Source organism: Nocardioides sp. QY071, assembly GCF_029961765.1.
Taxonomy (GTDB): Bacteria; Actinomycetota; Actinomycetes; order Propionibacteriales; family Nocardioidaceae; genus Nocardioides.
Genome location: NZ_CP124681.1, coordinates 1249973 through 1273212, shown reverse-complemented (window position 1 = coordinate 1273212; position 23240 = coordinate 1249973). Strand labels below are relative to the sequence as shown.

Genomic DNA, 23240 nt, shown 5'->3' with positions numbered 1-23240 from the left:
GCCGCCATGGTGACCTTCACCGACCTGCGTGCCTGGCGATCGGCCAAGCTCACCGAGGCCAGCAAGGACCTGCGCTCGGACCTCAAGATCCTCGAGCGCGCCAAGGACGACCTCGAGGACAAGACGCTCCCGGAGTCCTGGACCGGCCTGTCACGGCTGTTCGCCGGCATCCGGCAGACCGGGCTCGTCACCAGCATGGACGAGCACATCGAGGCCGTGCGCACCTTCGAGTTCGAGATCTTCTACCAGGCCGACGAGGTCAAGAAGATCGAGACCGAGGTGGCCGACATCGACACCGACGCGAAGGCGGCGGAGTTCTCGGTCGACGGCGACGGCTACCTCGAGGACCAGAAGAAGCCGCCCACCTTCCACAGCCGCTGGGAGGCCGAGGAGTACGGCACCAGCCGGCACGACGCCGCCCAGCCGCTGGCCGAGCGGATCACAGCCGTCTTCGAGGCGGCCTACGACGTCGACCGGGCCCTGTTGCGCGCCCGGCCGCGCAGCACGCTGGGCCAGGAGGTGCCGACCGACGTCGTCGACCCGGAGGTCTCGCGCGACTGGGAGACGATGGACGACGAGGAGCGCCGCAAGGTGCTCGAGCGGATCGCCAACCGGCTCGCCGACCAGTACGGCATCGAGGACTTCGAGATCCGGTTCGAGGACCTCGAGGACGAGGACGGCGACGGCACCGACGACAACCCGTCGACCGACTCCCACGGCAGCTGGTCCGAGGACGACCGGGTGCTGCGCATCGACATCAACGACGTCGACGACCCCGCCACCATCTCGACGATCGCCCACGAGGTCCGCCACGCCGCGCAGCACAAGTACGTCGACGACTACCCCGACCTGCCTCCCGGCGTCGACCCCGACGAGGTCGAGGACTGGGACGAGAACTTCGACGACTACGTCGACCCCGACGACGACTTCGACGGCTACCGCGACCAGCCGGTCGAGTCGGATGCCCGTGAGGCGGGCGACGACTACGTCCGCGACTACGACGGCGACGACCTCGACGACGACCGGGAGGCGGTCCGATGAGCAGCGACGTCAGCACGCTCGACGCCCTCGCCCTGCGCTGGCAGGAGTCCCGCTCCCCCGCCGACCTCGCGGCCCTGCGTGACGCCGTCCGCCACGTGCCCGGCTTCCGGACCGACCTCGACGTGGCCGGCGAGACGGCCGGGGCGCACGCGCGCGGCGCGCACGCCGAGGTGCTGGTCACCGTCGAGGCCGCCATGCCCGGCGCCTTCCTCAGCCCAGCCGCCCACGCCGCCCTCGCGACGGCGTACGACGCCCTCGGCGACACCTCCGCAGCCGAGCGCCAGCGCGGCCTGGCCCGGCTGGCGCTGGACTCGATCGCCGCGACCGGCGACGGCTCGGCCGCCCGGCCGTGGCGGCCGCTTCGGCTCAGCGACCAGTACGACCTGCTCCGCTGGCGTGGCCGCCGTTCCCGGCGCGTGGACCTGGTGGTCCGTGGTGGGCGCCGGCTCGACCGGCACCGGTGCACCGACGGCTCGGTGGCGTGGTTCGACATCGGGGCCGCCGCACCGGCGCCGACGGATCGCACGTGAGGTCGCCCGTACCCGCCCTGGCGGCACTCGCCGTCCTGCTCGGTGGCTGCGGCACCGACGACGCACCAGCCGGGGGTGACCGGCCGGCCGGGGACGTCGACGTGGTCGCCGGAGTGCAGCTGAACCCGGACGGTGCCGCGCTCTCACCCGACGGCACCCGCCTGGCCGCGCCCTGCGAGGAGCGGCTGTGCGTGTGGGACACGACGACCGGCCGGCTCGTGAGGCGGCTGGACGGCGGCGAGGTCGCGGCGTTCACCCCCGACGGTGCGCGGATCGTGACCGCCGACGGCCCCGATGTCGTCGTCCGCGACGCCACGACGGGGGCCGAGGTCGAGCGGCTCGAGGGGCACCGGGCCGGGGACGACACCGACGACGCGTCCCCCGCCGTACGCGACCTGGCCGTGTCCACGGACGGCCTGGTGGCCAGCGCGGGCAGCGACGGCACCGTGCGGCTGTGGTCGGACGGCGCCGCCGCCGGGGTGATCGAGCCCGAGGGCGACCTCGCGACCGACCTCGCCTTCTCCCCCGACGGCCGACAGCTGGCGGTCGCCTCGACCGACTCCCCGGCCGAGGTGTGGGACGTGGCACCGGTCCACCGCGCCTGGGTGCTCGACACCGAGCCCGCGCAGCAGGGCTCGCTGGCCTGGCGCCTGGATGGGCAGCAGCTCGCGTCCGCGAGCGCCGCACCGGGCGACGGAGCCGCCGTCCTCCTCTGGGACACGACCACCCACCGGCAGGTCGACGAGACCACCGGGTCGGCGACCGACCTCGCCTGGTCGCCCGACGGCAGCACCCTCGCGATGGCGGTCCGCTCCCCCGACGGACTGGCCCTGTGGCGACCCGCCGACGGCGGGCCCCGGTCACTGAGCACCGCCGCCGGGCTGCAGGCGGTGCGCTGGTCGCCGGACGGGCGCACGGTGCACACCGTCGCGGTCGACGGCGTCCGGTCGTGGGCCGTGGCGACCGGGACCGCCTCCGCCCCGTACCAGCTGCCCTGATCCCCGTCGGTCCACCGTTGCGGACCAGGGCGCACGACTGCCTACCGCGCGGTAGTTTTCGCACATGGATCTGGTGCCCCTGCGCTCCGTCCCTGGCGCCGGCCTGCTCCCCGCCCCGGACCAGGTCGTCGCTGCCGCGAGCAATGTCGCCCACAAGCTGCTCTACGGCGGCGTGGCCGACCTGCGCCCGATGCCGCGCACCCTGATCGACGACGGCACGCTGCGGGAGGTCTACCACTACCGGCCGTCGGGCCACGTGCAGGAGCACGGCGACCCCGTGCTGCTGGTGACGCCGCTCGCTGCGCCGTCGAGCTGCTACGACCTGCGCCGCGGCTGCTCGCTGGTCGAGCACTTCGTGGCGGAGGGCCGGCCGACCTATCTCGTGGAGTACGGCGAGGTCTCCTTCCGTGACCGCAACCTCGGCATGGAGCACTGGGTCGACGAGGTTGTGCCCAACGCGATCCGCGCGGTGTCCGAGCACGCCGGCGGCCGGCCGGTGCACGTGATCGGCTGGTCCCTGGGCGGCATCTTCTCGCTGCTCACCCTCGCCGACCAGCGCTCGGGCGAGCTGCCCGTCGCGTCGCTGACCGTCGTCGGCTCGCCGATCGACATCTCGCTGGTGCCGCTGCTCGCGCCGTTCCGGCCGCTGCTCAACCTGTTCAACGGCAACGGCCCGATCACCAAGGGCTACCAGATGCTCGGCGGGGCGCCGAAGCCGCTGGTGAAGTGGGCCTTCCAGCTCACCGCCTTCCAGAAGCTGGTGACCAAGCCGATCGCCCTGGCCACCCATGTCGACGACCGCGAGTTCCTCGCGCAGGTCGAGGCGGTCGACCACTTCACCTCGAACATGATCGCCTACCCCGGCCGCACGTTCGGGCAGCTCTACCACCGCTTCGCGAAGGGCAACCAGCTCGCCAGCGGCACCTTCGAGCTCGACGACCGGACCATCGACCTCGGCGAGATCACCGTGCCGGTGCTGGTCTTCGGTGGGGCCACCGACGGCATCGCTCCGGTCCCGGCGGTGCGGGCCGTCGTACCCATGCTGGCGAAGTCGCCCGAGGTCCGCTTCGAGGTCGTGCCGGGCGGCCACCTCGGCATGCTGACCGGCCGCGCGGCACGGACCACCACCTGGTTGGCGATGGACGAGTGGATCACCGAGTGGTCCACCGACAACCGGCCGGCCACCCCCATCGGCACCAACCGCAAGCGGCGGCACTCCTCCGCGGCGTCGCGAGCGCTCGGCAAGTGAGCCCACGGATCGGGTACGGCGCGGGCTCGGTCGCCACGGGTGCGTTCGGCACCGTCCCCGGCCTGATGCTGCTGCCCTACCTGACCGACACGCTCGCCGTCCCCGCCCTGCTGGCGGGCGCGATCGTGCTCGTGCCGAAGGTGTGGGACGTCGTCCTCAACCCCATAGCGGGGCGGATCAGCGACCGCACGGTCGACCCGCGCGGGCCGCGGCGTCCGTGGCTGCTGCGCGCCGGGCTGGTGCTGGGCGTGTGCTTCGCGGTCCTCTTCGCCGGTCCCGACCTCGGCTCGCGGGCCTTCGACGCGGCCTGGGTGCTGGTGGCCTTCCTGGCCTGCGCGACGGCGTACGCCTTCTTCCAGGTGCCGTACGTCGCGATGCCCGCCGAGATGACCGACTCCTACGCCGAGCGCACCCGGCTGATGACCTGGCGGGTGGCGATCCTGGCGTTCACGATCCTGCTCGCCGGCGCCAGCGCCCCGGCGATCCGCGACGCGGTCGGCGGCCGCGACGGCTACCGGGTGATGGGCGTCGCGATGGCCGCGATCATCGTCACCGGCGCGCTGCTCGCCTACCGCGGCACGCGCGACGCCCGCATCGGCGAGGTGGCGCCGGGACCGGGCAGCCTGCGCGACCAGCTCCGGCTCGTCGCGGCGGCCCGCGACTTCCGGCTGCTGCTCGTCACGTTCGTGGTGCAGGCACTGGCGACCGGCTGCATGCTCGCCGGCGTCGACTACCTCGCCGGCGACGTGCTCGAGCACGACGGCGCCTCGACCGTCCTGTTCGTCTGCTTCGTCGGTCCCGCGCTGCTGCTGACGCCCGCGTGGGCGGCGATCGGGCGCCGGGTCGGCAAGAAGCGGGGCTACGTCGCCGCCTCGCTCGTGCTCGCCGCCGGAGCGGCACTTGCGGTGCTCGCCGGCCACGCACCGTCGGCCGTGGTGTTCGCGGCGGTCGGCCTGGTCGGCGTCGGGTACGCCGGCGTGCAGGTGTTCCCGATGGCGATGCTGCCGGACGCCGCGGCGGTCGACGCGCGTCGTACCGGATCGTCGCGGGTGGGCGTCTACACCGGCGTGTGGACCGCGGGCGAGACGCTGGGACTGGCGCTGGGTCCCGGCCTGTTCGCGGTCGTGCTGGCCCTGGGGTCCTACCGCTCCAGCGACAGCGGCGACCTGGTGCAGCCCGACTCCGCCGTCACCGCGATCACGCTCGGATTCTCGGTCCTGCCGGCCCTGCTGGTGCTCGCCAGCCTGTGGTGGCTGCGTGGCTACGCTCTCGACGAGAGGGAGGTCGATCTCGTTGACGCCTGAGGACATTCGCGCCCGGCTGGCCGCACTGCAGGCCGACGACCTGCCCGTGCACGGCGGCCGCACCCTCGCCTACGTCTACGACGCCGGTCTGGCCGAGGTCGACGCCCTGGCCCGTGAGGCGGTGGCGGCATTCGCCGGCAGCAACGGCCTGGACCCGACGGCGTTCCCGAGCCTGCTGGCCATGGAGAACGACCTGGTGGCCTTCGCGCGTGCACTGGTCGATGGTCCGGAGACGATGGTCGGGACGCTGACCTCGGGTGGCACCGAGTCGTGCCTGCTCGCCGTCCAGGGCGCGCGGGACGCGCGGCCCGACGTGCGCGACCCGTCGATCGTCGTAGCGGACACGGTGCATGCGGCCTTCCACAAGGCCGGGCACTACTTCGGCGTCCGGGTGGTCGTGGTGCCGGTCGGTCCCGACCACCGGGCCGATGCCGCGGCCATGGCGGCCGCCATCGACGACACCACGGTGCTGGTCGTGGCCAGTGCGCCGTCGTACGCCGACGGAGTGGTCGACCCGGTCCCAGCGGTCGCCGCGGCAGCGGCGGCGCGGGGCGTGCGCTGCCACGTCGACGCCTGCATCGGCGGCTGGGTGCTGCCCTACGCCGCCCGGCTGGGCCGGCCCGTGACTCCGTGGACGTTCGCGGTCGAGGGCGTCACCTCGATCTCGACCGACCTGCACAAGTACGCGTACGCACCGAAGGGTGCGTCCCTGCTCCTGCACCGCGATCCGTCGCTGCGCCGCCCGCAGTACTTCGCCCATGCCGGCTGGCCCGGCTACACGATGCTCAACGCGACCCTGCAGTCCACCCGCTCGGGCGGCCCGACCGCCGGGGCGTGGGCGACGGTGCAGGCGATCGGCGACGCCGGGTACCTGCGCCTGACCGAGCAGGCGCTGGTCGCGACCGACGCGATCGCTGCGGGGATCTCGGCCCTGCCCGGGCTCTCGCTGGTCGCCTCGCCGGAGTCGACGCTGGTCGCCGCGGTGGCCGCTGCGGGTCTCGACGTGTTCACCGTCTGCGACGAGATGGCGGCCCGTGGCTGGTTCGTCCAGCCCCAGCTGTCCTACGGCGACCGCCCGCCCTCGCTGCACGTCGCGATCAGCGCGGCCACCGACGCCGAGGCGTTCCTGGCCGCGCTGCGCTCGTCGGTGGAGGCGGCGCGCGAGGCCGGCCCGGTGCCGGTCGACCCGGGCGTCGCCGAGCTGCTGCGCAGCCTCGACCCCGCGACCCTCGGCGACGCCGAGTTCGACCTGCTGCTCGCCGCCGGTGGCCTGGCCGGAGACGACGGCGACCTCGGGCTGCCGGAGCGGATGGCACCGGTCAACGCGCTGCTCGACGTCGCCCCGCCGGCCCTGCGGGAAGCGGTCCTGGTCGCGTTCCTGGACCGGCTGGCTCGGCCGGGCGCCGGGTCGTTCGCTCCCGGGACATAGTCCCAAAGGACTAACGCGTCCCGGCCGCGTTCCCGATGCCCGGCCTGCGTCGTACTCCGTAGATTCCTCACTACCGACGCGGACCTCAGGTTCGCTGGAGGGAGCCCCACCGGGTCCGGCACCCCATTGCCGGGAGTGCCCCCGGAGGACCAGCAGAACTCGAGATCCGCGTCGGAGCTACGCCGTACGCCGGCAGTGGCGCCCCTGGGAGGGAGAGGGGCGCCCGCTGGCGACGCGGCGTCAGGGAGCAGCAACCACGGCCGGGCCCTCTGGAGGGGTGGGGTCTGGGGGGACCGCGACACCTGTGGTGTCCTAGGGTTCGGCCGTGGGTGCTCTCCAGGGACTCGTCGACCAGGGCCTGATGGCCGCCGACTGGGCCGAGGCCCTCGCGCCGGTCGAGGACCGGGTCGCCGCGCTCGGGCAGTTCCTGCGTGCCGAGATCGCCGCGGGCCGTGCGTACCTGCCGGCCGGCGAGCACGTCTTCCGCGCGTTCCGGCGCCCGCTCGCCGACGTCCGTGTCCTCATCGTGGGCCAGGACCCGTACCCGACCCCCGGGCACCCGATCGGCCTCAGCTTCGCCGTCGACCGCGGCGTGCGGCCGATCCCGCGCAGCCTCACGAACATCTACCAGGAGCTGGCCAACGACGTCGGCTTCGTCTCCCCCGGCCACGGCGACCTCACCGGGTGGGCCGACCAGGGCGTCATGCTGCTCAACCGGGTCCTGACCGTGCGCCCCGGCGAGCCCGGATCGCACCGCGGCCAGGGCTGGGAGCACGTCACGGCCTGCGCCATCCAGGCCGTCGTACGGCGGGCCGAGGCGGGCGCGCCGATCGCCGCGATCCTGTGGGGCCGGGACGCGCAGACGCTCCGACCCCATCTCGGCCCGATCCCGTCGGTCGAGTCCCCGCACCCCTCGCCGCTGTCGGCCTCGCGCGGGTTCTTCGGGTCGCGGCCGTTCAGCCGGGTCAACGCCCTGCTCGTGGAGCGCGGCGGGCAGCCCGTCGACTGGACCCTGCCGGCCTGAGCCCGCATTCAGGCCGAGCATCAGCCGAGGGTTTCTCGGGGCCCTCGTCCGGGGAGGGACGAGTCGTGTACGAGCCGTACGTCCCGCCCGCGAAGGACTCCGACCCCGGCGCCCCGTGCCGGTGCGTCGCCGAGGGTGTCCCCTGCCCGTGGGACTGCGACCGTTGCCCCGCCGAGTGCCCCGAGCGGGAGGCGGTCACGCAGCCGGTGGCCGAGCGGTCGTCGTATCGGAGCTATCGGTCGCGGCGGCGCCGGACCTACACCAGCACCTCCTCCTCGAGCACCTCGAGCAGCTCCTCGGGTGGGTCCTCGTGGCGCTCCGGTCGCTCCTCCGGCGGCTCGTCGGGCAAGTCGGGCGCGTCGAAGAAGGCCGGCGCGGGCATCGGCGCGGCCGCGACCGCCGCGGCCGGCGGGTTCGGCGCGCTGAGCTCGGGCAACGACGACACCCCGGACCCGACGCCGGACTACTCGTACCACGCCGACAGCGACACCGACCCCTACCAGTACGGCAGCGACCCGTACGCCGTCGTGGACCGGGCCGAGGCACCGGTCGTCTCGTTCCGGACCCGCAAGGACGGCCGTCTGGTCGTGGTCACGGGCAGCTGGCGCGACGTCGACCACTCCGGGACGTGCGAGGTCGAGGTCACCGTGACCGAGCGGACCCACCGCGTGATCATCGAGGCCGGCACCGACCTGACGCGGTTCGACGTCGACCGCGGCGAGACCTGCCCCGCGCCCGACATCTGGGCGACCGAGAAGACGGTGCTGTTCCTGGACGAGCCGGTCGGCGACCGGCAGGTGGTGACCTCCGGCCCACTGCTCGAGGGCGGCTCCCCGATCGACCCGCCCGGGCTCGCCCCGGTGCCGCGCGCCGACTGACCCACCTCACTCCACCTTGTCCGGCGACACGTCGGGGAATATAGTTGAACTCTCAACTATTGGAGTGGACATGACGACGGACACCAGCACCCGGATGCCGGCCCTCTACATCGGGCACGGCGCTCCCCCGCTCCTCGACGACGCGCTGTGGTCGAGCCAGCTCGCCACCTGGGCGGGCGACCTCCCGCGGCCGAAGGCGATCCTGATCGTCAGCGCCCACTGGGAGTCGGCTCCCCTGTCACTGACGGCGAGCGGCGCGCCACTGGTCTACGACTTCGGCGGGTTCGCGCCGAAGTACTACCAGATGACCTACGAGACGCCCGACGCCACCGCGTTCGCCCGGCAGGTGGCGGCGATGATGCCGCGTACCGAGCCGATCCACCAGCACTCCTCGCGCGGCCTCGACCACGGCGCCTGGGTGCCTCTGAAGATCATGTACCCGCAGGCCGACATCCCGGTCCTGCAGATGTCGATGCCGACCCACGACCCGGGCCGCCTCATGGAGATTGGCCGCCGTCTCAAGCCGCTGCGCGACGAGGGCGTCCTCATCATCGGCTCCGGCTTCCTCACCCACGGCCTGCCGTTCCTGACCTCGTGGGAGCTCGACGCTGCCGCCCCCGGCTGGTCCTCGGACTTCGACGCCTGGGCCGGCGAGGCGATGGCGCGCGGGGACGTCGACGAGCTGGCGTCGTACCGTGACAAGGCGCCGGGCATGCCGTACGCGCACCCGACCGTCGAGCACTACACGCCGCTGTTCGTCACGCTCGGCGCCGCGAGCGACCCCACCGAACCCGGCGACCAGGTGATCGACGGGTTCTGGATGGGCCTGTCCAAGCGCAGCCTTCAGGTGTCCTGAGCCAGCCGCCGCCGCAGCCGGGCGACCTCGGCCTCGAGCTCGAGCACCCGCGCGATGCCGACCAGGTTGAGACCCTCCGAGAGAAGGTCGCGGATCCGGTGCAGGGTCTCGATGTCGGCTCGGCTGTAGAGCCGGGTGCCGCCGTCGCTGCGGTCGGGCGAGAGCAGCCCGCGCCGCTCGTAGACGCGCAGGTTCTGGATCTGGAGCGACGTCATCTCGGCCGCGATCGAGATGGCGAAGACACCCCGGTTCCGTTCGCGATCTCCTTGATTCACGACGACAGATTATCTATAACAGTCAATGCAGATCTACTGCACCGGCCGATCGCCGGACATCGAAGGGAGACATGTCATGTTGCTGCGTACCACCGACCCGTTCCGTGACTTCGACCGGCTCGCCGGCCAGCTCCTGGGCGCCGGTCTCGGTACGACGAACCGGCCCGCCGTGATGCCGATGGACGCCTGGCGCCAGGGCGATCAGTTCGTGCTCGAGTTCGACATCCCGGGCGTCAGCCGGGAGAGCATCGACATCGACGTCGAGCGCAACGTGTTGACCATCAGGGCCGAGCGCATCGCCGGCAACGGCGACTGGCAGCGCCTGGCCTCCGAGCGCACCCACGGACAGTTCTCGCGCCAGCTGGTCCTCGGCGACAACCTGGACCTCGACCGCATCGAGGCGGCGTACGACAACGGCGTGCTCCGCCTGGCCATCCCCGTCGCCGAGAAGGCGAAGCCGCGCAAGGTCGAGATCTCCACCGCCTCGCCGGCCGCCGACCGCGAGGCGATCGAGGCCTGACCGACCCGGCACGAACTGTCGCTCAGGCACCGCCGACCCGGCACGAACTGTCGCTCAGGCACCGCCGACCCGGCACGAACTGGCCGACAGATCCGGCCGACCCGGCAGAAGTTCTGCCGGGTCGGCGCAATTCTCGGGCCATTTCGAGCCGGGTCGGCGGAAAACCGGAGCGACTTCGCGCCGGGTCAGCGGACGCGGAGCTTCTTCATCAGCTTCAGCGAGCTCAGCATCTGCTTGACGTACGCCTCGTAGGCCTGGCCGGGCCGCGGACCCATGACCTGCTTCTTGAGCACGGCGACGTTCTTGGCGTCGGTGTACTTGAGCAGGCCCTGGTCGCCGTGGCGGGCGCCGACGCCGGACTTCTTGACGCCGCCCGACGGCGAGCCCTTGGAGGCGTACGCCGTCGCGAGCGCGTCGTTGATGTTGACGTTGCCGGACTCGATCCGCGCGGCCACGGCCTCGGCGCGCGAAAGGTCGCCGCTCCACACCGACGCGTTGAGGCCGTAGTCGGTGTCGTTGGCGAGGTGGATGGCCTCGTCGACGGTGCGGTAGGAGTACAGCGAGACGACCGGGCCGAAGGTCTCGGTGTGGCCGGCGAGCATGTCCTTGGTGACGCCCTCGAGCACCGTCGGCTCGAAGAAGGCCGGGCCGATGTCGGGCCGTGCGCGGCCGCCGGTGAGCACGGTCGCGCCCTTCGCGACCGCGTCCTCGACGTGCGAGGCGACGCGGTCGCGGTGCTCGGGGCTGACCAGCGAGCCGATCTCCGGGCCGAAGTCGTACGCCGCCCCGATCCGCAGGTTGGCCGCGCGCTCGACGAACGCCGACCTCAGCTCGTCGTACCGGCTCTCGGGCAGGTAGATCCGCTCGATGTGCATGCAGATCTGGCCGGTGTTGCCGAAGACGCCGAAGGTGGTGCCCTCGACCCACTCCTCCACATTGACGTCGTCGAGCACGATCATCGGGTTCTTGCCGCCGAGCTCGAGGCAGCAGCCGATCAGGTTGCGCCCGGCGCGCTCGCCGATCACCCTGCCGGTCGCGGTGGAGCCGGTGAACATGACGTAGTCGGCGTTGTCGATCAGGGTCGGTCCGACGTCGGGGCCCTCACCGCAGACGACCTGGAACAGGCCCTTCGGGAGGCCCGCCTCCTCGAGCAGGGAGATGCCGTAGAGCGGCGAGAGCGCCGTCTTGTTGTCGGGCTTCACCACGACCGCGTTGCCGGCGATGAGCGCCGGGATCGCGTCGGAGAGGCCGGTGGCGAACGGGAAGTTCCACGGCGCGATGATGCCGACGACGCCCTTGGGGACACGGACCTCGGTCGAGCCGGACACGACCGGCACCGGGCCGCCGTGCTTCTTCGGCGCGAGCAGCCTCTTGGCGCGCTTGAGGTAGTACGACATCACCATCGGCGGGTCGCAGGTCTCCTCGATCGCCATCCGCCGGTTCTTGCCGCTCTCGACCTGGATCAGGTCGGCGGTCGTGTGGGCATTGTCGACGAGCAGGGCGTGCGCGCGGTCGAAGACCTCGAGCCGCTTGGCGACCGGCCACTGGGCCCAGAGCTCCTGGGCGGCGCGGGCCCTGGCGAAGGCGTCCTCGATGTCCTCCGGCGTCGACTGCGGGAGCTCGACGAGCACCTCGCCGGTGTAGACCTCGGTGAGCTTCCAGGTCGCGCCGGTGCGGCCGGGGACCCGGGCGACCAGCCGCTCGAGGAGCTCGTCGGTGACCGAGGCGGGGCGGTTCGGCGTACTCACCAGTTCGCTCCACCCAGGATGATCTCGGCGGCCTTCTCGCCGATCATGTAGCACGGGGCGTTGGTGTTGCCGCCGGTGATGCTCGGCATGATGGAGGCGTCCGCGACCCGCAGACCCTCGATGCCGCGGACCTTGAGGTCCGGGCCGACGACGGCGCGCTCGTCGACGCCCATCCGGCAGGTGCCGACGCCGTGGTAGACCGAGGTCGAGCGGTTCTTGAGCGCGACCCGCAGCTCCTTGCCGTTGGGGATCGAGGGCCCGGGGTGGATCTCCTCCTTGACCGCGCCGCCGAAGGCGGCCGAGGCCATGATCTCGCGGATCATCTCGGTGCCCTCGGCGAGCACCTCGACGTCGGCGGCGTCCTGGAAGAAGCCGTAGTCGATGAGCGGCGCGGCGGTCGGGTCGGAGGACGCGAGGCGCAGCGTGCCGCGGCTCTTCGGGTAGATCAGCGTCGAGAAGACCGTCAGCGACGGGCGGCCGTCGGGGATGTGGCGGATCGGCTCGTCCTGGTTGGGGCTCGGGTAGGCCCACGGCAGCATGTGCAGCTGGAGGTCCGGGGCGACGGTGGCGGCCGACGTACGGACGAAGCCGACGGACTCGAACACCGAGTTGTCGAGGAACGAGCTGCCGCGGGTCAGGTCGCGCGCCATGCCCTTGAAGAAGGTCCAGGCGTTGCCGCGGTACTCGACGCTCGGGACGTGGAACGACATCGGGTGGAACAGGTGGTCGTGCAGGTTGTCGCCGACCGGGAGGTCCGCGACACAGTCGATGCCGACGCTGGCGAGGTGGTCGGCGTGGCCGATGCCGGAGAGCATCAGCAGCTGCGGGCTGTTGGCGAAGCCGGCGGAGACGATGACCTCCTTGCCGGCCCTGATGAACCGGCGGGTGCCGCCGCCCTTCCCCTGGTCGATGACCTCGACGCCGGTCGCGCGGCCGTTCTCGATGACGATCTTCGCGACGTGGACCTCGGTCTGGAACTCCAGCGTGCGCGGCGCGAGGTTGTGGACGTAGCCGCGGGTCGAGGAGTACCGCAGGCCGTCGGCAGCGTTCTGCTGCATCCGGGCGATGCCCTCCTGCTCGGCGGCGTTGTAGTCGTCGAGGACCTTCACACCGAGGGTGTCGGCGGTGGCCTGGATGAACTGGAGGCTGGCCTCCTGCGGCGTCTTGTTGCGAGTGATCTTGATCGGGCCGCCCGCGCCGCGGTAGGCGTTCTCGCCGTCCTCGAAGTCCTCGTAGCGCTTGAACGCCTCGTTGACGCTGTCGGCGTCCCAGCCCGCGTTGCCCTCGGCCGCCCACGAGTCGTAGTTGGCACGGTTGCCGCGGACGTAGACCATGCCGTTGACCGAGCTCGACCCACCGCCGACCTTGCCGCGCGGGGCGGGCATCCGGCGGCCGTCGAGGCCGGGCTGCGGCACCGAGCGGTAGCCCCAGTCGAAGAGCCTCTCGAGCCGCGGCTCGGAGTGCATCGGGCCGATCATGCCGGGCTTCTTCGTGAAGTAGCCGTGCATGCCCTTGTCGTCGGACTTGCCGGCCTCGAGCAGGATCACGCTCACGCCGGACTGCGCGAGCCGCCCGGCGACGATCGACCCGGAGCTGCCCGATCCGACCACCACGTAGTCAGCCTCGTTGCCGTACGCCGCGCGCTTCGCCATCCGCTTCCATCCTTCGCTCGTGTGACCGGGGTCATCGGGGGCCCGGCCGGCTCACTGTAACGCGTTCTAGTTTCTTCACGAAAGTGTTTCGTTTGCGAGAATGCCCGGGTGCGGATCCTGTCCATCCAGTCCTCGGTCGCCTACGGCCATGTCGGCAACTCCGCTGCGGTCTTCCCGCTGCAGCGCCTCGGGCACGAGGTGTGGCCCGTGTTCACGGTGCACTTCTCCAACCACACCGGGTACGGCGCCTGGCGCGGCCCGCTCCTAGCGCCCTCCGACGTCGCCGAGGTGATCACGGGGATCGAGGAGCGCGGGGTGCTCGCGACGTGCGACGCCGTGCTCTCCGGCTACCAGGGCTCCCCGGCCGTGGCGGAGGTGATCGTCGATGCCGTGCGCACGGTCAAGGCGGCGAACCCCGCGGCGACGTACACCTGCGACCCGGTGATGGGCAACGCCAAGTCGGGCTGCTTCGTGAACCCCGAGATCCCGCCGATCATCCGGACCTCGGTGGTCCCGGTCGCGGACATCCTCACGCCCAACCAGTTCGAGCTGGGCTTCATCACCGGCCGCGACGCCCTGTCCGGTCCGTCGTCGCTCGACGACATCCTGGCGGCGGCCGACGAGGTCCGCGTCCTCGGTCCCGCCACCGTGCTGATCACCTCCGTCGAGCGCCTCGGTGCCCCCGAAGACGTGATCGAGATGATCGCCGTCACCGGCGACGGCGCCTGGATCGTGCAGACGCCGCGCCTGCCCATGAAGGCGAACGGCTCCGGCGACATCACCGCCGCTCTCTTCACCGCCCACCTGCACAGCACCGGCTCCGCTGCGATGGCGCTCGGCAGGACCGTCGCGTCGGTGTACGACGTGCTCGCGGCGACGCTCGAGTCGGGTGAGCGGGAGCTGCGGCTGATCGCGGCGCAGGAGGCGATCGCCGTACCGGACGAGCGGTTTGAGGTCGAACGGCTGCGGTGACTACAGTGACGTCCGCGCCTGCCCCGCAGGCCGTGCCGCGTTAACTCAGTTGGCTAGAGTGCCGCCCTTGTAATGCGGATGCCGTCGGTTCGAATCCGACACGCGGCTCCACTTTTCGTCGGACCCGATACATGGCGTGCGGTTATGACGAAGTGTCTCGGGTGCGGCGTCGAGCTGGTCCGGCGCAGCCAGAAGGTGTTCTGCAGCAATCGGTGTCAGCGGTCAGCCGAACGCACGGCCAAGACCTATGCCTGGCTACAGACCGGGATCGCGACGGTCGCCGGCGAGAAGGGCCACTACATCCGGCGTTACCTCCTCGACGCCCAGGACGGCTGCTGCGAGATCTGCGGCATCGTCGAGGAGTGGAACGACCAGCCCCTGGTCTTCGTGCTCGATCACATCGACGGCGACGCCACCAACAACCACCGCGACAACCTGCGCATGGTCTGCCCCAACTGCGACTCTCAGCTCCCGACCTTCAAGAGCCGCAACCGGGGCAAGGGTCGGCACTTCCGACGGGAGCGGTACGCCAACGGGCAGTCACACTGATCTCGAGCGATGAGTGTCGGAGCCCTGGCTAGTCTCACCACCGTGGACCTCCCCGTGATGCCGCCCGTCCTGCCGATGCTCGCGAAGGCCGTGTCCGGCGTCCCCGACCCGGCGAAGTACGACGAGCGAGGCCTCAGCTTCGAGCCGAAGTGGGACGGCTTCCGGTGCATCGTGTTCCGCGACGGCGACGAGGTGGAGCTGGCGAGCCGCAACACCAAGCCGCTGACGCGCTACTTCCCCGAGCTGGTGGAGGCGATGAGGGCCGAGCTGCCGGAGCGGTGCGTGCTCGACGGCGAGATCTTCGTGTCGCAGATGGGCGCGGACGGCAAGGGGCGGCTCCAGTTCGAGGTGCTGCAGGAGCGGATCCACCCGGCCGCGTCCCGGATCAACCTGCTGGCCGAGCAGACGCCGGCGGACTTCGTGGCGTTCGACCTGCTCGCGCTGGGCGACGAGAGCTTCCTGGAGCGACCGTTCGCGGAGCGGCGGGCGGCGCTGGAGCAGGCGCTGGCCCACCTGAGCGCCGACGAGGGCCGCTGCCACCTCACCCGCACCAGCACCGATCCGAAGGTCGCCGAGGAGTGGTTCCACCAGTTCGAGGGGGCCGGGCTCGACGGGGTGGTGGCGAAGCCGTTGAGCGCGCCGTACGCCCCGAACGCCCGGACCATGCTCAAGATCAAGCACGAGCGGACGGCGGACGTGGTGCTGGCCGGCTACCGCGAGCACAAGACGAGCACGCCCGAGAACCCGCTGATCGGCAGCCTCCTGCTGGGCCTGTACGACGGCGGCGAGCTCCAGCACATCGGCGTCAGCGCCAGCTTCACGGCAGCGCGACGGGCCGAGCTGTGGCACGAGCTGCAGGCACTGGTCGTGCCGATCGAGGAGCACCCGTGGGGGCGCTGGCAGGAGTTCCTGGTGGCCAACCCCGGCCGCCAGCCGGGCACGCAGAGCCGGTGGAGCCAGGGCAAGGACCTCTCGTTCACACCGCTGCGCCCCGAGCGCGTGATCGAGGTGAAGTACGACGCCATGGAGGGTCGGCGCTTCCGGCACACCGCGCACTTCAAGCGCTGGCGCGAGGACCGCGACCCGGAGTCGTGCGGCTACGACCAGCTCGAACAGCCGGTGCGCTACGACCTCGCTGACGTCCTCGGGGGCTGACCGGGGGCTGACGCGCGACCGGGAGCGCGGCAGGATGGTGTCATGAGCACCGCTCCCCGCGAGGAACCGTACGCCGTCGTCCTGCTCATCGAGCAGGCGCTCACCGCCGCCGACGCCGCCCAGGTCCGCGGCCTGCACCAGGAGCTCGACGACGACCCGACGATCGAGGTCCAGTACCACGTGCTGCTGCCGATGGCGGACGCCGCGGCCGCGGTCGAGGCCTCGCTCGGCGTCATCGGCGGCGCCGACCTGATCGCCCCGCCGATCACGCCGTCGCCGGACGAGATCGAGCGGTTGCGCGGGGAGTACCGCGAGCAGGCCGAGCGCGACCTGGCCGCCACCCGCGACGCCCTGGTCGCCGCCGGCGCGATCATCGGCTCGGTCTCGATCGTCACCGAGCCACCGGTCGACGCCCTCATCGGCAAGGTGAAGGAGGTCGACGGCCGGGAGTCGATCATCCTCACCCGCCCCCACCTGGTCTCCGAGTTCTTCCACGTCGACTGGACCTCGCGCGCGCGGCGCAAGCTCGGCGTACCCGTCCTCCACCTGCTGGAGCACGAGGAGTCGTAACGCCCCGACCCGGGAGGTCGTTGACAGGTCATGTCGGCCCTGCACACCCTCGACGTCCGCCTCCTGGCGGCGCTCGCGGACGCGCACCTCGTGCCGGCCGAGCGTGACCGCGTGCTCGACGTGTGCGACGGCGCGGTCGAGGCGGTGCGCGGCCTGGGTGTCGCGCACCCGGGCCGCGCCGTGCGCGAGGTGGCCCTCCTCATGCTCGCAGAGGACGCCCCGCACCTCGACCGCCAGGTGCGCGGGGACCTCGCGCGGCTGTGCGAGGTGGAGGTCGTGCGAGGCTTCTAGGATCCCTCGATCCGGTTGCCGTCCTCGTCCCAGTGCTCGGCGACCTTCTTGCTCGGCTGCACCCGCGGCGGCTCGCCCGGCATCTTCGGGTAGTCCGGCGGGAAGTTGAGCTCACCCTCGCCGTCGGCGACCTGCTGGTCCCAGAGGTCGAGCAGCGGCTGGAGCGAGTACGCCGTGTCGTCGATCCCGGCCCACGGGTCCCCGTCGGCCATCCGCTCGGGCACCGTGAACAGGTTGTACGCCCCGGGATCGGTCGCCGACGCCAGCTCCGACCAGGTCATCGGGGTCGACACGGGCGCGCCGGGCTTCGGCCGCAACGAGTACGCCGAGGCGATGGTCCGGTCGCGGTTGTTCTGGTTGAAGTCGATGAAGATCCTCTCCCCCCGCTCCTCCTTCCACCACGCCGTCGTGACCTGCCCGTCGCGCTCGGCGAGCTCGCGGCCGAACGCGATCGCGGCATGCCGCACGTCGGTGAACTCCCAGCGTGGCTCGATCCGCACGTAGACGTGGACGCCGCGGTTGCCGGAGGTCTTGGGGTAGCCCTCGAGGCCCAGGTCGGCGAGCAGCTCGCGTGCGACACCCGCGACCCGGACCGCGTCGCCGAAGGTCGTGCCGGGCTGGGGGTCGAGGTCGATGCGCAGCTCGTCGGGGTGGTCGACGTCGGCCCGTCGTACCGGCCACGGGTGGAAGGTGAGCGTGCCCATCTGGGCACACCAGACGGGTACGGCGATCTCGGCCGGGCAGATCTCCTCGGCGGTGCGGCCCGACGGGAACGTGATCCGCACCGGCTCGAGGTAGTCGGGAGCCCCCTTGGGGACGCGCTTCTGGTAGAAGCCCTCGCCGTCGTCGCCGTACCCGGTCGAGAGCCGGAAGCCCTCGCGGTAGCCGTCCGGCCAGCGCTCGAGCGCCGTCGGCCGGTCGCGCAGCGCTCGCATCAGGCCGTCCTCGACGGCCACGAAGAACTCGGCGACCATCAGCTTGGTGACCTCGGGCGTGCGCTCGGTCGCCTCGTAGATCACGCGGTCCGGGCTCGACACCCGGACCTCGCGGTCGCCTGCCTGGACCATCGCCGCCGCGGTCTTCGCCATGCGGCGAGCCTACGGGCTCAGCCGGCGACCCCGCGGAGCTCGACGGGCACCTGCGGCACGTCGAGCGTGTCGACGACCGTGCGGGTGGCCAGGTCGACGACGTGGACCTGCTTGGTGGCCGGCTCGGTGACATACGCCGTGGCGCCGACCACCTCGAGCAGCGGTCGCGGCTGCTGCCAGTCCGTCGGCTCCTGCCAGGCCGCGGTGACCGGGACCGAGGCACTCACCCGGGCAGCGTCGACGTCGATGACGTGCAGCGCACCGTCGGTCCCGAGCACGAGGGCGTCGCCGTCGGGGGTGCGGCCCAGGGAGCGGAAGCTGTAGCTGGCCGGCAGGTCGACCAGCCGGAGAGACGCGTCGCGGGTGTCGATGACCGCCACCCGGGTCGGCCGCTCCAGCTCGGCGTCGGGGTCGACCTTGTAGTCGCCCAGCACGTACGGCGAGCTCTCGTGACCGGCCTGGTTGCCGATGCGGCCGTACGCGTCGGGCGCGTCGATCTTGGTGATCTCGCGGCCCTCGACGAGCAGCACCCCGTCCTCGCACCCGAACAGGGCGACCTCGCCGGCGAAGGCCTCGCCGTGCACGCCCGGGCACTGGTCGGACGCCGCCAGCTCGCTGCCGGCCGCCGTCACCAGGCGGATGCCGGAGCGCGACTCGTCGTCACCGACGGTCATCAGCAGGTTGCCGTGGCCGTCCTGGACCGCAACGCCGTGGTGCGCCTGCTCGGCCCGGAAGGTCTCGACCTCCGGGGTGCCGTCCGCCAGGTCGGCGGGGTCGAAGGCCGTGATCTGCCCGGTGCCGTCGTCGAACACGGTGGTCCGTCCGTGGTGAGGTACGACGTGCCCCGGCTCCTCGGCCGCGATGGTGAAGTCCGTCAGCCGGGGCTCGGCGGTCCACGAGTGGCCGTGGTCGCCGTGCTCCTCGGTCCAGGCCCCCGTGTCGAGCGCCGTGAGCCCGCCGGCGCCGGAGACGAGCACGTGCCGCTCGTCCCCCGCGGGGTTGAGCCGCAGGAAGCCTTCCCGCTCCTCGTCGAGGAGGACCTTCCCGGTCTCGGCGTCGAGGACGAGCACGCCGCCGTCGTAGGTCATCGCGAGGCGGGGCCGCGGGCCGTCGACCTCGGTGGCGGACGCAGGCGACGGGGCGGGTGAGGTCGGACGGGCGGACTGCTCGGAGCCGCACGCGGCGATGACGAGGGCGCCGAGGACGACAGGGACAGCGGATCGGATCAACATGAGAATGATTCTCATGCCCAAACTATGTGGACGTCAAGCCGTCAGTGCTCGTCGGTCGACCGGGAGCCCGTGAGGGTGCGGCCCCCGACTACCGTGATGAGCGCGACCAGGCCGGCGAGGATCGCGAAGCCGATCCGCTGGCTGTGCAGGAACTCCTCGACCACGGCCGCGCTCCAGCGCCCGGTCGGCAGCGAGGTGCCCATGACGGCGGCGGTGACGGTGCCGACCACGGCGACACCGAAGACGTTGCCGATCTCCTGGGCGGTGTCGTTGAGGGCGGAGCCGATGCCGGTGTGGTCCTCGGGCAGGGCCTCGATCAGGGCGACCGCCGAGGTCGTCATCACCATGCGCATGGCGACCGCGAGCAGCAGCATGCCGGCGGCGAAGACCGGGTACCCGGCACCGAGGGCGACGTACTCCACGGCCAGGGAGACCAGCAGCGACGTACTGCCGACCAGGGCGGTGGCCCGGTGCCCGAGGCGCGCGACCAGCGCATCGGTGAGCGGCCCGGAGACGAACATGCCGGCGACCATCGGCAGCGTGCCGAGCCCGGCCTGCAGCGGGCTCCAGCCCCAGGCGAACTGGAAGAGCTGGGTCGCGGCGAACATGACGCCGACCATCGCGACCATCACGCCGGTCTGCAGGATGGCGCTGCCGCGGACGGTACGACGCCCGAGCAGCCGCAGGTCCAGCATCGGGTCCGCAGCCGCGCGCTCGCGCATTACGAAGCCGACTCCCGCCGCCACCGCGGCGACCGCGGTGGCGAGCGTGACGGGCGAGGTCCAGCCCTCGTCGACGCCGAGGGTGAAGGCGAACAGGCCCAGGCCGAGCATCGCGACCGACAGCACCGCGCCGGGCACGTCCGCGCCGCCGGTACGGCGCTCGGCCGGGTCGTCGACGGGGATCCCCCGGGCGACACCCCAGAAGGCGACAGCGGCGACGGGTGCGTTGACGACGAGCAGCGCCTGCCACGGCAGGTGGGTCACGGCGATGCCGCCGAGGACCGGGCCGACCATGACGCCGACCATGGCGACACTGACGATCAGCCCGATCGCGCGCCGGCGCAGCTCCTCGTCGTCGAAGAGCCGGAAGACCAGCGACATGGTGCCGGGCGCGATGAGGGCGGCGAACACGCCGCACAGCGCGCGGACGGCGATCAGCTGCCACGGCTCGGTGGCGAGCAGGACGAGGGTGGAGGCCAGCCCGAAGCCGGCGATGCCGGCCAGCAGCATCCGGCGCCGGCCCAGCTTGTCGCCGAGCGTGCCGCCGACCATCAGCAGGCCGCCGAAGGTGAGCGAGTAGGCGCCGACGATCCACTGCAGCCCGGTGGGGCCGACGGCGAGGTCGCGCCCGATGGTCGGCAGAGCGACGGACAGCACGGAGTTGTCGACCATCTCCACGAGCATGGTCAGGCAGAGAGCGAGGATCGCGGGCGCGGCGGCACGGAGAGTGGCGGGCTTCGCGGTCCGCGCGGTGGTGGGCGTCGAGGACGCGGCGGCGGTGGTCATGACGGCCTCCCTTCGGGGTCAGAGTGGTCGAACGTTGTTCGAGTCGAACACTGTTCGAGAATAGAACGTTGTTCGAGAATGTCAAGACGCCCTAGGGTCGTGTCAGGTTGAAGCGCTGACACAGCCGGTGGTCCTGGTGCGTGCATCGCAAGGCGCCGGCGCGCAGCCATACCGCGTTGTCTCGCCAGCGCCGGCAACGCCGCGAGGTGCGTGCCAGGGCCGCCGGATGTGGCGACGAATCAGCCTGACACGACACTAGGGTTGGCGGCATGCCAGGACGCCCCAGGACGACCCGTCGCGCGACCCACTCGCTCGACCAGATCGTCGACACCGCGATCGCGATGCTCGACCGCGAGGGCGCCGGCGGACTCACCCTGCGCGGGCTGGCCGCCGAGCTCGGGGGCGGACTCGGCAGCATCTACTGGTACGTCGCCGGCAAGGCCGAGCTGCTCGACCTGGCCTGCGACACGCTGATCGGGCGCGCTCTCGCCGCGGCCGAGACCTCCGACGTACCCACTCCCCCGATGGAGGTCGAGCTCGCCACCGACGACCCCGCGATCGTCGAGGCGGCCGCGACGGTGCGGCGGATCTCGCTGGCGCTGTTCGCGCAGATGGACGAGCACCCGTGGCTCGCCGCCCAGTCACAGCTCGGCGGCGCGGAGCGTCCCAACGGGCTGCGGGTCTGGGAGCTGGTCGGGCGGGCCCTGGCGACGATGGGCCTCTCCCCCCGCCAGCAGTTCCACGGCAGCACCGCGATCACGGGCTACGTCGTCGGCGTCGCCGCCGAGATGTCGTCGCAGGACAACGCGGTCGACCCGACCCTGTCGAAGGACGAGCAGCTCGACCGCGTCGTCGAGCGCTGGCAGGGCGAGGAGTTCGACGAGTTCCCGTGGATCCGCTCGATGGCCGACCAGTTCCGCCGGCACGACGACCTCGACCAGTTCGCCGCCGGCCTGGACCTGCTGGTCCTGGGCCTGGTCCGCCAGGCGGTCAGCCCTGGTCGGCCGGCTCCAGGCTGAGGCTGATCGAGTTGATGCAGTAGCGGTCGCCGGTGGGGGTGCCGTACCCGTCGGGGAAGACGTGGCCGAGGTGTGAGCCGCAGTTGGCGCAGCGCACCTCGACCCGCTTCATGCCGTGGGTGTTGTCCTCGAGGTACTCGATCGTGTCGCTGATCGGCTGGTAGAAGCTCGGCCAGCCGCAACCGGAGTGGAACTTCGTGTCGGACTCGAACAGCTTGGCCTGGCAGGCCTTGCAGCGGTAGACGCCGGTGGTCTCGGTGTCGGTGTACTCACCGGTGAAGGCCCGCTCGGTGCCGGCCTTGCGGAGCACCTGGTACTCCTCGGGAGTGAGCTCGGAGCGCCACTCCTCGTCCGTCTTCTCGACCTCGTATGCCATGGCTTCAGCGTACTCAGGCACCCACGCCGGCCGGGCTCAGGCAGCGACGCCCGCGACCGGCATCCCGGCCTCGCGCCAGGCGGCGAACCCGCCGATCACGTCGGTGGCGCGCTCGATGCCGATGCTGCGCAGGGCGTCGGCGGCGAGCGAGGAGGTGTAGCCCTCCTGGCACAGCACGATCACCCGGCGGTCGTACGCCGCCTCGGGCAGCCGCGCGTCGCTGCGCGGGTCGAAGCGCCACTCGAGCACGTTGCGCTCGACGACGAGGGCGGGCAGCCAGCGGGCGACCTCGCCCTCGCGGGCGCGCTGGGCGGCGGGCCGGATGTCGACGAGCAGGGAGCCGAGGGCGACCAGCTCCTGGAAGGCGGCGCGGGCGGTGACCCGGTCGAGCCGGGACCGGGCGTCCGCGAGGAGGGCATCGACGCCGTCGTACCGCACGGGGACGAGGGTACTCACCACTCCTCCCCCGCGCGCTCGACGCCGAGCACCTCGAGGCGGTCGCCGTGGAACCTGAACCGGGTCATCGTGTGCAGCCGCGGCGAGTACGCGTGCAGCGAGAGGGCCGGACCGTCGGTGGCATTGCGTACGTCGTGCGCATAGCCGGCACCGAACGCCTTGCCGTCGCCGGGGCCCAGGTCGATCAGCCGGAGCCCGCCGTCGAAGGTGTGCTCGGTGAGCCGGCCCTCCAGGACGGTGAACGCGCCGGACGAGGAGCCGTGGTCGTGCCAGTCGGTGGCGGCACCGGCCGGCCACGAGATCAGCCAGAGCTCGTAGTCGTCGGTCCTGAGCAGGCGGAGCCACGAGCGCTCGTGCGGGTCGTGGTCGAGGAGGTGGCGCAGGTCGGGGTCGGCCGCGTGGTTGCGGACCACCTCGAGCAGGGGCAGGACGGCGAGCTGGGTCATGGGTTTCCTCCGGGTGGTGTCGGTGCTGGATCGGGGTGGGGATCAACAGCAGCGACAACACGACCCGGGGAGCC

The 23240-nt window shown here is 72.0% G+C and carries 25 protein-coding genes and 1 tRNA gene; 17 read left to right on the top strand and 9 right to left on the bottom strand.

Annotation, left to right across the window (positions count from 1 at the left end; translation table 11 throughout):
• Positions 1 to 6 precede the first annotated feature (6 nt).
• The 9 genes from QI633_RS05995 to QI633_RS05955 all read left to right on the top strand — a co-directional run bounded on the left by QI633_RS05995 (position 7) and on the right by QI633_RS05955 (position 9309).
• Positions 7 to 1041, top strand: coding sequence for a hypothetical protein (locus QI633_RS05995; protein WP_282428410.1), 1035 nt, complete (start codon positions 7 to 9; stop codon positions 1039 to 1041).
• Entirely contained in the window at positions 1038 to 1571 is a 534-nt protein-coding gene (locus QI633_RS05990; protein WP_282428409.1) for a DUF4919 domain-containing protein, read from the top strand. Before QI633_RS05995 ends, QI633_RS05990 begins: the two co-directional genes overlap by 4 nt.
• Complete coding sequence (locus QI633_RS05985) at positions 1568 to 2569, top strand: hypothetical protein (RefSeq protein ID WP_282428408.1); 1002 nt, start codon at positions 1568 to 1570, stop codon at positions 2567 to 2569. The genes QI633_RS05990 and QI633_RS05985 overlap by 4 nt, the downstream gene beginning before the upstream one ends.
• 64 nt (positions 2570 to 2633) lie before the next feature.
• Entirely contained in the window at positions 2634 to 3818 is a 1185-nt protein-coding gene (locus tag QI633_RS05980) for an alpha/beta fold hydrolase (RefSeq protein WP_282428407.1), read from the top strand.
• The gene (locus QI633_RS05975) at positions 3815 to 5122 is read left to right on the top strand and encodes an MFS transporter (RefSeq protein WP_282428406.1); all 1308 of its coding nucleotides are present in this window, start codon (positions 3815 to 3817) and stop codon (positions 5120 to 5122) included. The genes QI633_RS05980 and QI633_RS05975 overlap by 4 nt, the downstream gene beginning before the upstream one ends.
• Positions 5112 to 6551, top strand: a complete 1440-nt coding sequence (locus QI633_RS05970) for an aminotransferase class V-fold PLP-dependent enzyme (RefSeq protein ID WP_260806121.1) — start codon at positions 5112 to 5114, stop codon at positions 6549 to 6551. Before QI633_RS05975 ends, QI633_RS05970 begins: the two co-directional genes overlap by 11 nt.
• Positions 6552 to 6876: 325 nt before the next feature.
• Positions 6877 to 7575, top strand: a complete 699-nt coding sequence (locus QI633_RS05965) for a uracil-DNA glycosylase (protein ID WP_260806122.1) — start codon at positions 6877 to 6879, stop codon at positions 7573 to 7575.
• A 65-nt stretch (positions 7576 to 7640) separates the two neighbouring features.
• On the top strand, positions 7641 to 8453 hold the full coding sequence (locus QI633_RS05960) for a hypothetical protein (RefSeq protein ID WP_282428405.1): 813 nt from the start codon (positions 7641 to 7643) through the stop codon (positions 8451 to 8453).
• A gap of 70 nt (positions 8454 to 8523) precedes the next feature.
• Positions 8524 to 9309 (top strand): class III extradiol ring-cleavage dioxygenase, encoded by a 786-nt coding sequence (locus QI633_RS05955; RefSeq protein WP_282428404.1) that lies wholly within the window; start codon positions 8524 to 8526, stop codon positions 9307 to 9309.
• Here QI633_RS05955 and QI633_RS05950 read toward each other — a convergent pair.
• Positions 9297 to 9584 (bottom strand): MerR family transcriptional regulator, encoded by a 288-nt coding sequence (locus QI633_RS05950; RefSeq protein ID WP_260806129.1) that lies wholly within the window; start codon positions 9582 to 9584, stop codon positions 9297 to 9299. The genes QI633_RS05955 and QI633_RS05950 overlap by 13 nt on opposite strands.
• Before the next feature lie 76 nt (positions 9585 to 9660).
• Between QI633_RS05950 and QI633_RS05945 the strand changes: the two genes are divergently transcribed.
• Positions 9661 to 10104 carry an Hsp20/alpha crystallin family protein gene (locus QI633_RS05945; protein WP_141799982.1) on the top strand — a complete coding sequence of 148 codons (444 nt, stop codon included), beginning with the start codon at positions 9661 to 9663 and terminating at the stop codon, positions 10102 to 10104.
• Positions 10105 to 10289: 185 nt separating this feature from the next.
• Here the strand turns inward: QI633_RS05945 and QI633_RS05940 are convergent, their stop codons facing one another.
• Together QI633_RS05940 and QI633_RS05935 are read right to left on the bottom strand one after the other, a co-directional pair.
• On the bottom strand, positions 10290 to 11852 hold the full coding sequence (locus QI633_RS05940) for a succinic semialdehyde dehydrogenase (RefSeq protein ID WP_260806130.1): 1563 nt from the start codon (positions 11850 to 11852) through the stop codon (positions 10290 to 10292).
• Positions 11849 to 13504 (bottom strand): GMC family oxidoreductase N-terminal domain-containing protein, encoded by a 1656-nt coding sequence (locus QI633_RS05935; protein ID WP_282428403.1) that lies wholly within the window; start codon positions 13502 to 13504, stop codon positions 11849 to 11851. The genes QI633_RS05940 and QI633_RS05935 overlap by 4 nt, the downstream gene beginning before the upstream one ends.
• A 108-nt stretch (positions 13505 to 13612) precedes the next feature.
• On the opposite strand from QI633_RS05935, the gene pdxY reads away from it, so the two are divergent.
• The 6 genes from pdxY (at position 13613) to QI633_RS05905 (ending at position 17041) form a co-directional block, all read left to right on the top strand.
• Positions 13613 to 14476 carry a pyridoxal kinase PdxY gene (gene pdxY, locus QI633_RS05930; protein WP_141799984.1) on the top strand — a complete coding sequence of 288 codons (864 nt, stop codon included), beginning with the start codon at positions 13613 to 13615 and terminating at the stop codon, positions 14474 to 14476.
• A gap of 34 nt (positions 14477 to 14510) precedes the next feature.
• Positions 14511 to 14587: transfer RNA gene (locus tag QI633_RS05925), tRNA-Thr, on the top strand.
• A 33-nt stretch (positions 14588 to 14620) separates the two neighbouring features.
• The gene (locus QI633_RS05920; protein ID WP_282428402.1) at positions 14621 to 15025 is read left to right on the top strand and encodes an HNH endonuclease signature motif containing protein; all 405 of its coding nucleotides are present in this window, start codon (positions 14621 to 14623) and stop codon (positions 15023 to 15025) included.
• 42 nt (positions 15026 to 15067) lie between these two features.
• Entirely contained in the window at positions 15068 to 16180 is a 1113-nt protein-coding gene (locus tag QI633_RS05915; RefSeq protein ID WP_282428401.1) for an ATP-dependent DNA ligase, read from the top strand.
• Between the two features lie 42 nt (positions 16181 to 16222).
• Positions 16223 to 16750, top strand: coding sequence for a hypothetical protein (locus tag QI633_RS05910; protein WP_141799985.1), 528 nt, complete (start codon positions 16223 to 16225; stop codon positions 16748 to 16750).
• 30 nt (positions 16751 to 16780) lie between these two features.
• A complete protein-coding gene (locus QI633_RS05905) occupies positions 16781 to 17041 on the top strand; it encodes a hypothetical protein (RefSeq protein WP_141799986.1) in 261 nt (86 codons plus the stop codon).
• Here the strand turns inward: QI633_RS05905 and QI633_RS05900 are convergent.
• From QI633_RS05900 to QI633_RS05890, 3 genes are read right to left on the bottom strand one after another with little or no spacing between them, the layout of a single operon-like run.
• On the bottom strand, positions 17038 to 18129 hold the full coding sequence (locus tag QI633_RS05900) for a DNA polymerase domain-containing protein (protein WP_141799987.1): 1092 nt from the start codon (positions 18127 to 18129) through the stop codon (positions 17038 to 17040). The genes QI633_RS05905 and QI633_RS05900 overlap by 4 nt on opposite strands.
• A gap of 17 nt (positions 18130 to 18146) precedes the next feature.
• A complete protein-coding gene (gene aztD, locus QI633_RS05895; protein WP_282428400.1) occupies positions 18147 to 19361 on the bottom strand; it encodes a zinc metallochaperone AztD in 1215 nt (404 codons plus the stop codon).
• A gap of 41 nt (positions 19362 to 19402) precedes the next feature.
• Positions 19403 to 20869, bottom strand: coding sequence for an MFS transporter (locus QI633_RS05890; protein WP_282428399.1), 1467 nt, complete (start codon positions 20867 to 20869; stop codon positions 19403 to 19405).
• 269 nt (positions 20870 to 21138) lie between these two features.
• Here QI633_RS05890 and QI633_RS05885 point away from each other — a divergent pair, with 269 nt between their 5' ends.
• Positions 21139 to 21888: a TetR/AcrR family transcriptional regulator C-terminal domain-containing protein gene (locus QI633_RS05885; protein ID WP_282428398.1), complete on the top strand. Its 750-nt coding sequence runs from the start codon at positions 21139 to 21141 to the stop codon at positions 21886 to 21888.
• On the opposite strand, the gene msrB is transcribed toward QI633_RS05885, so the two are convergent.
• From msrB to QI633_RS05870, 3 genes are read right to left on the bottom strand one after another with little or no spacing between them, the layout of a single operon-like run.
• Positions 21860 to 22264, bottom strand: a complete 405-nt coding sequence (gene msrB, locus QI633_RS05880) for a peptide-methionine (R)-S-oxide reductase MsrB (protein WP_141799991.1) — start codon at positions 22262 to 22264, stop codon at positions 21860 to 21862. The two genes, QI633_RS05885 and msrB, sit on opposite strands and share 29 nt — an antisense overlap.
• A 36-nt stretch (positions 22265 to 22300) precedes the next feature.
• Complete coding sequence (locus tag QI633_RS05875) at positions 22301 to 22720, bottom strand: rhodanese-like domain-containing protein (RefSeq protein ID WP_260806136.1); 420 nt, start codon at positions 22718 to 22720, stop codon at positions 22301 to 22303.
• Positions 22717 to 23166 (bottom strand): cysteine dioxygenase family protein, encoded by a 450-nt coding sequence (locus QI633_RS05870; RefSeq protein WP_141799992.1) that lies wholly within the window; start codon positions 23164 to 23166, stop codon positions 22717 to 22719. Before QI633_RS05870 ends, QI633_RS05875 begins: the two co-directional genes overlap by 4 nt.
• Between the last annotated feature and the right edge of the window lie 74 nt (positions 23167 to 23240).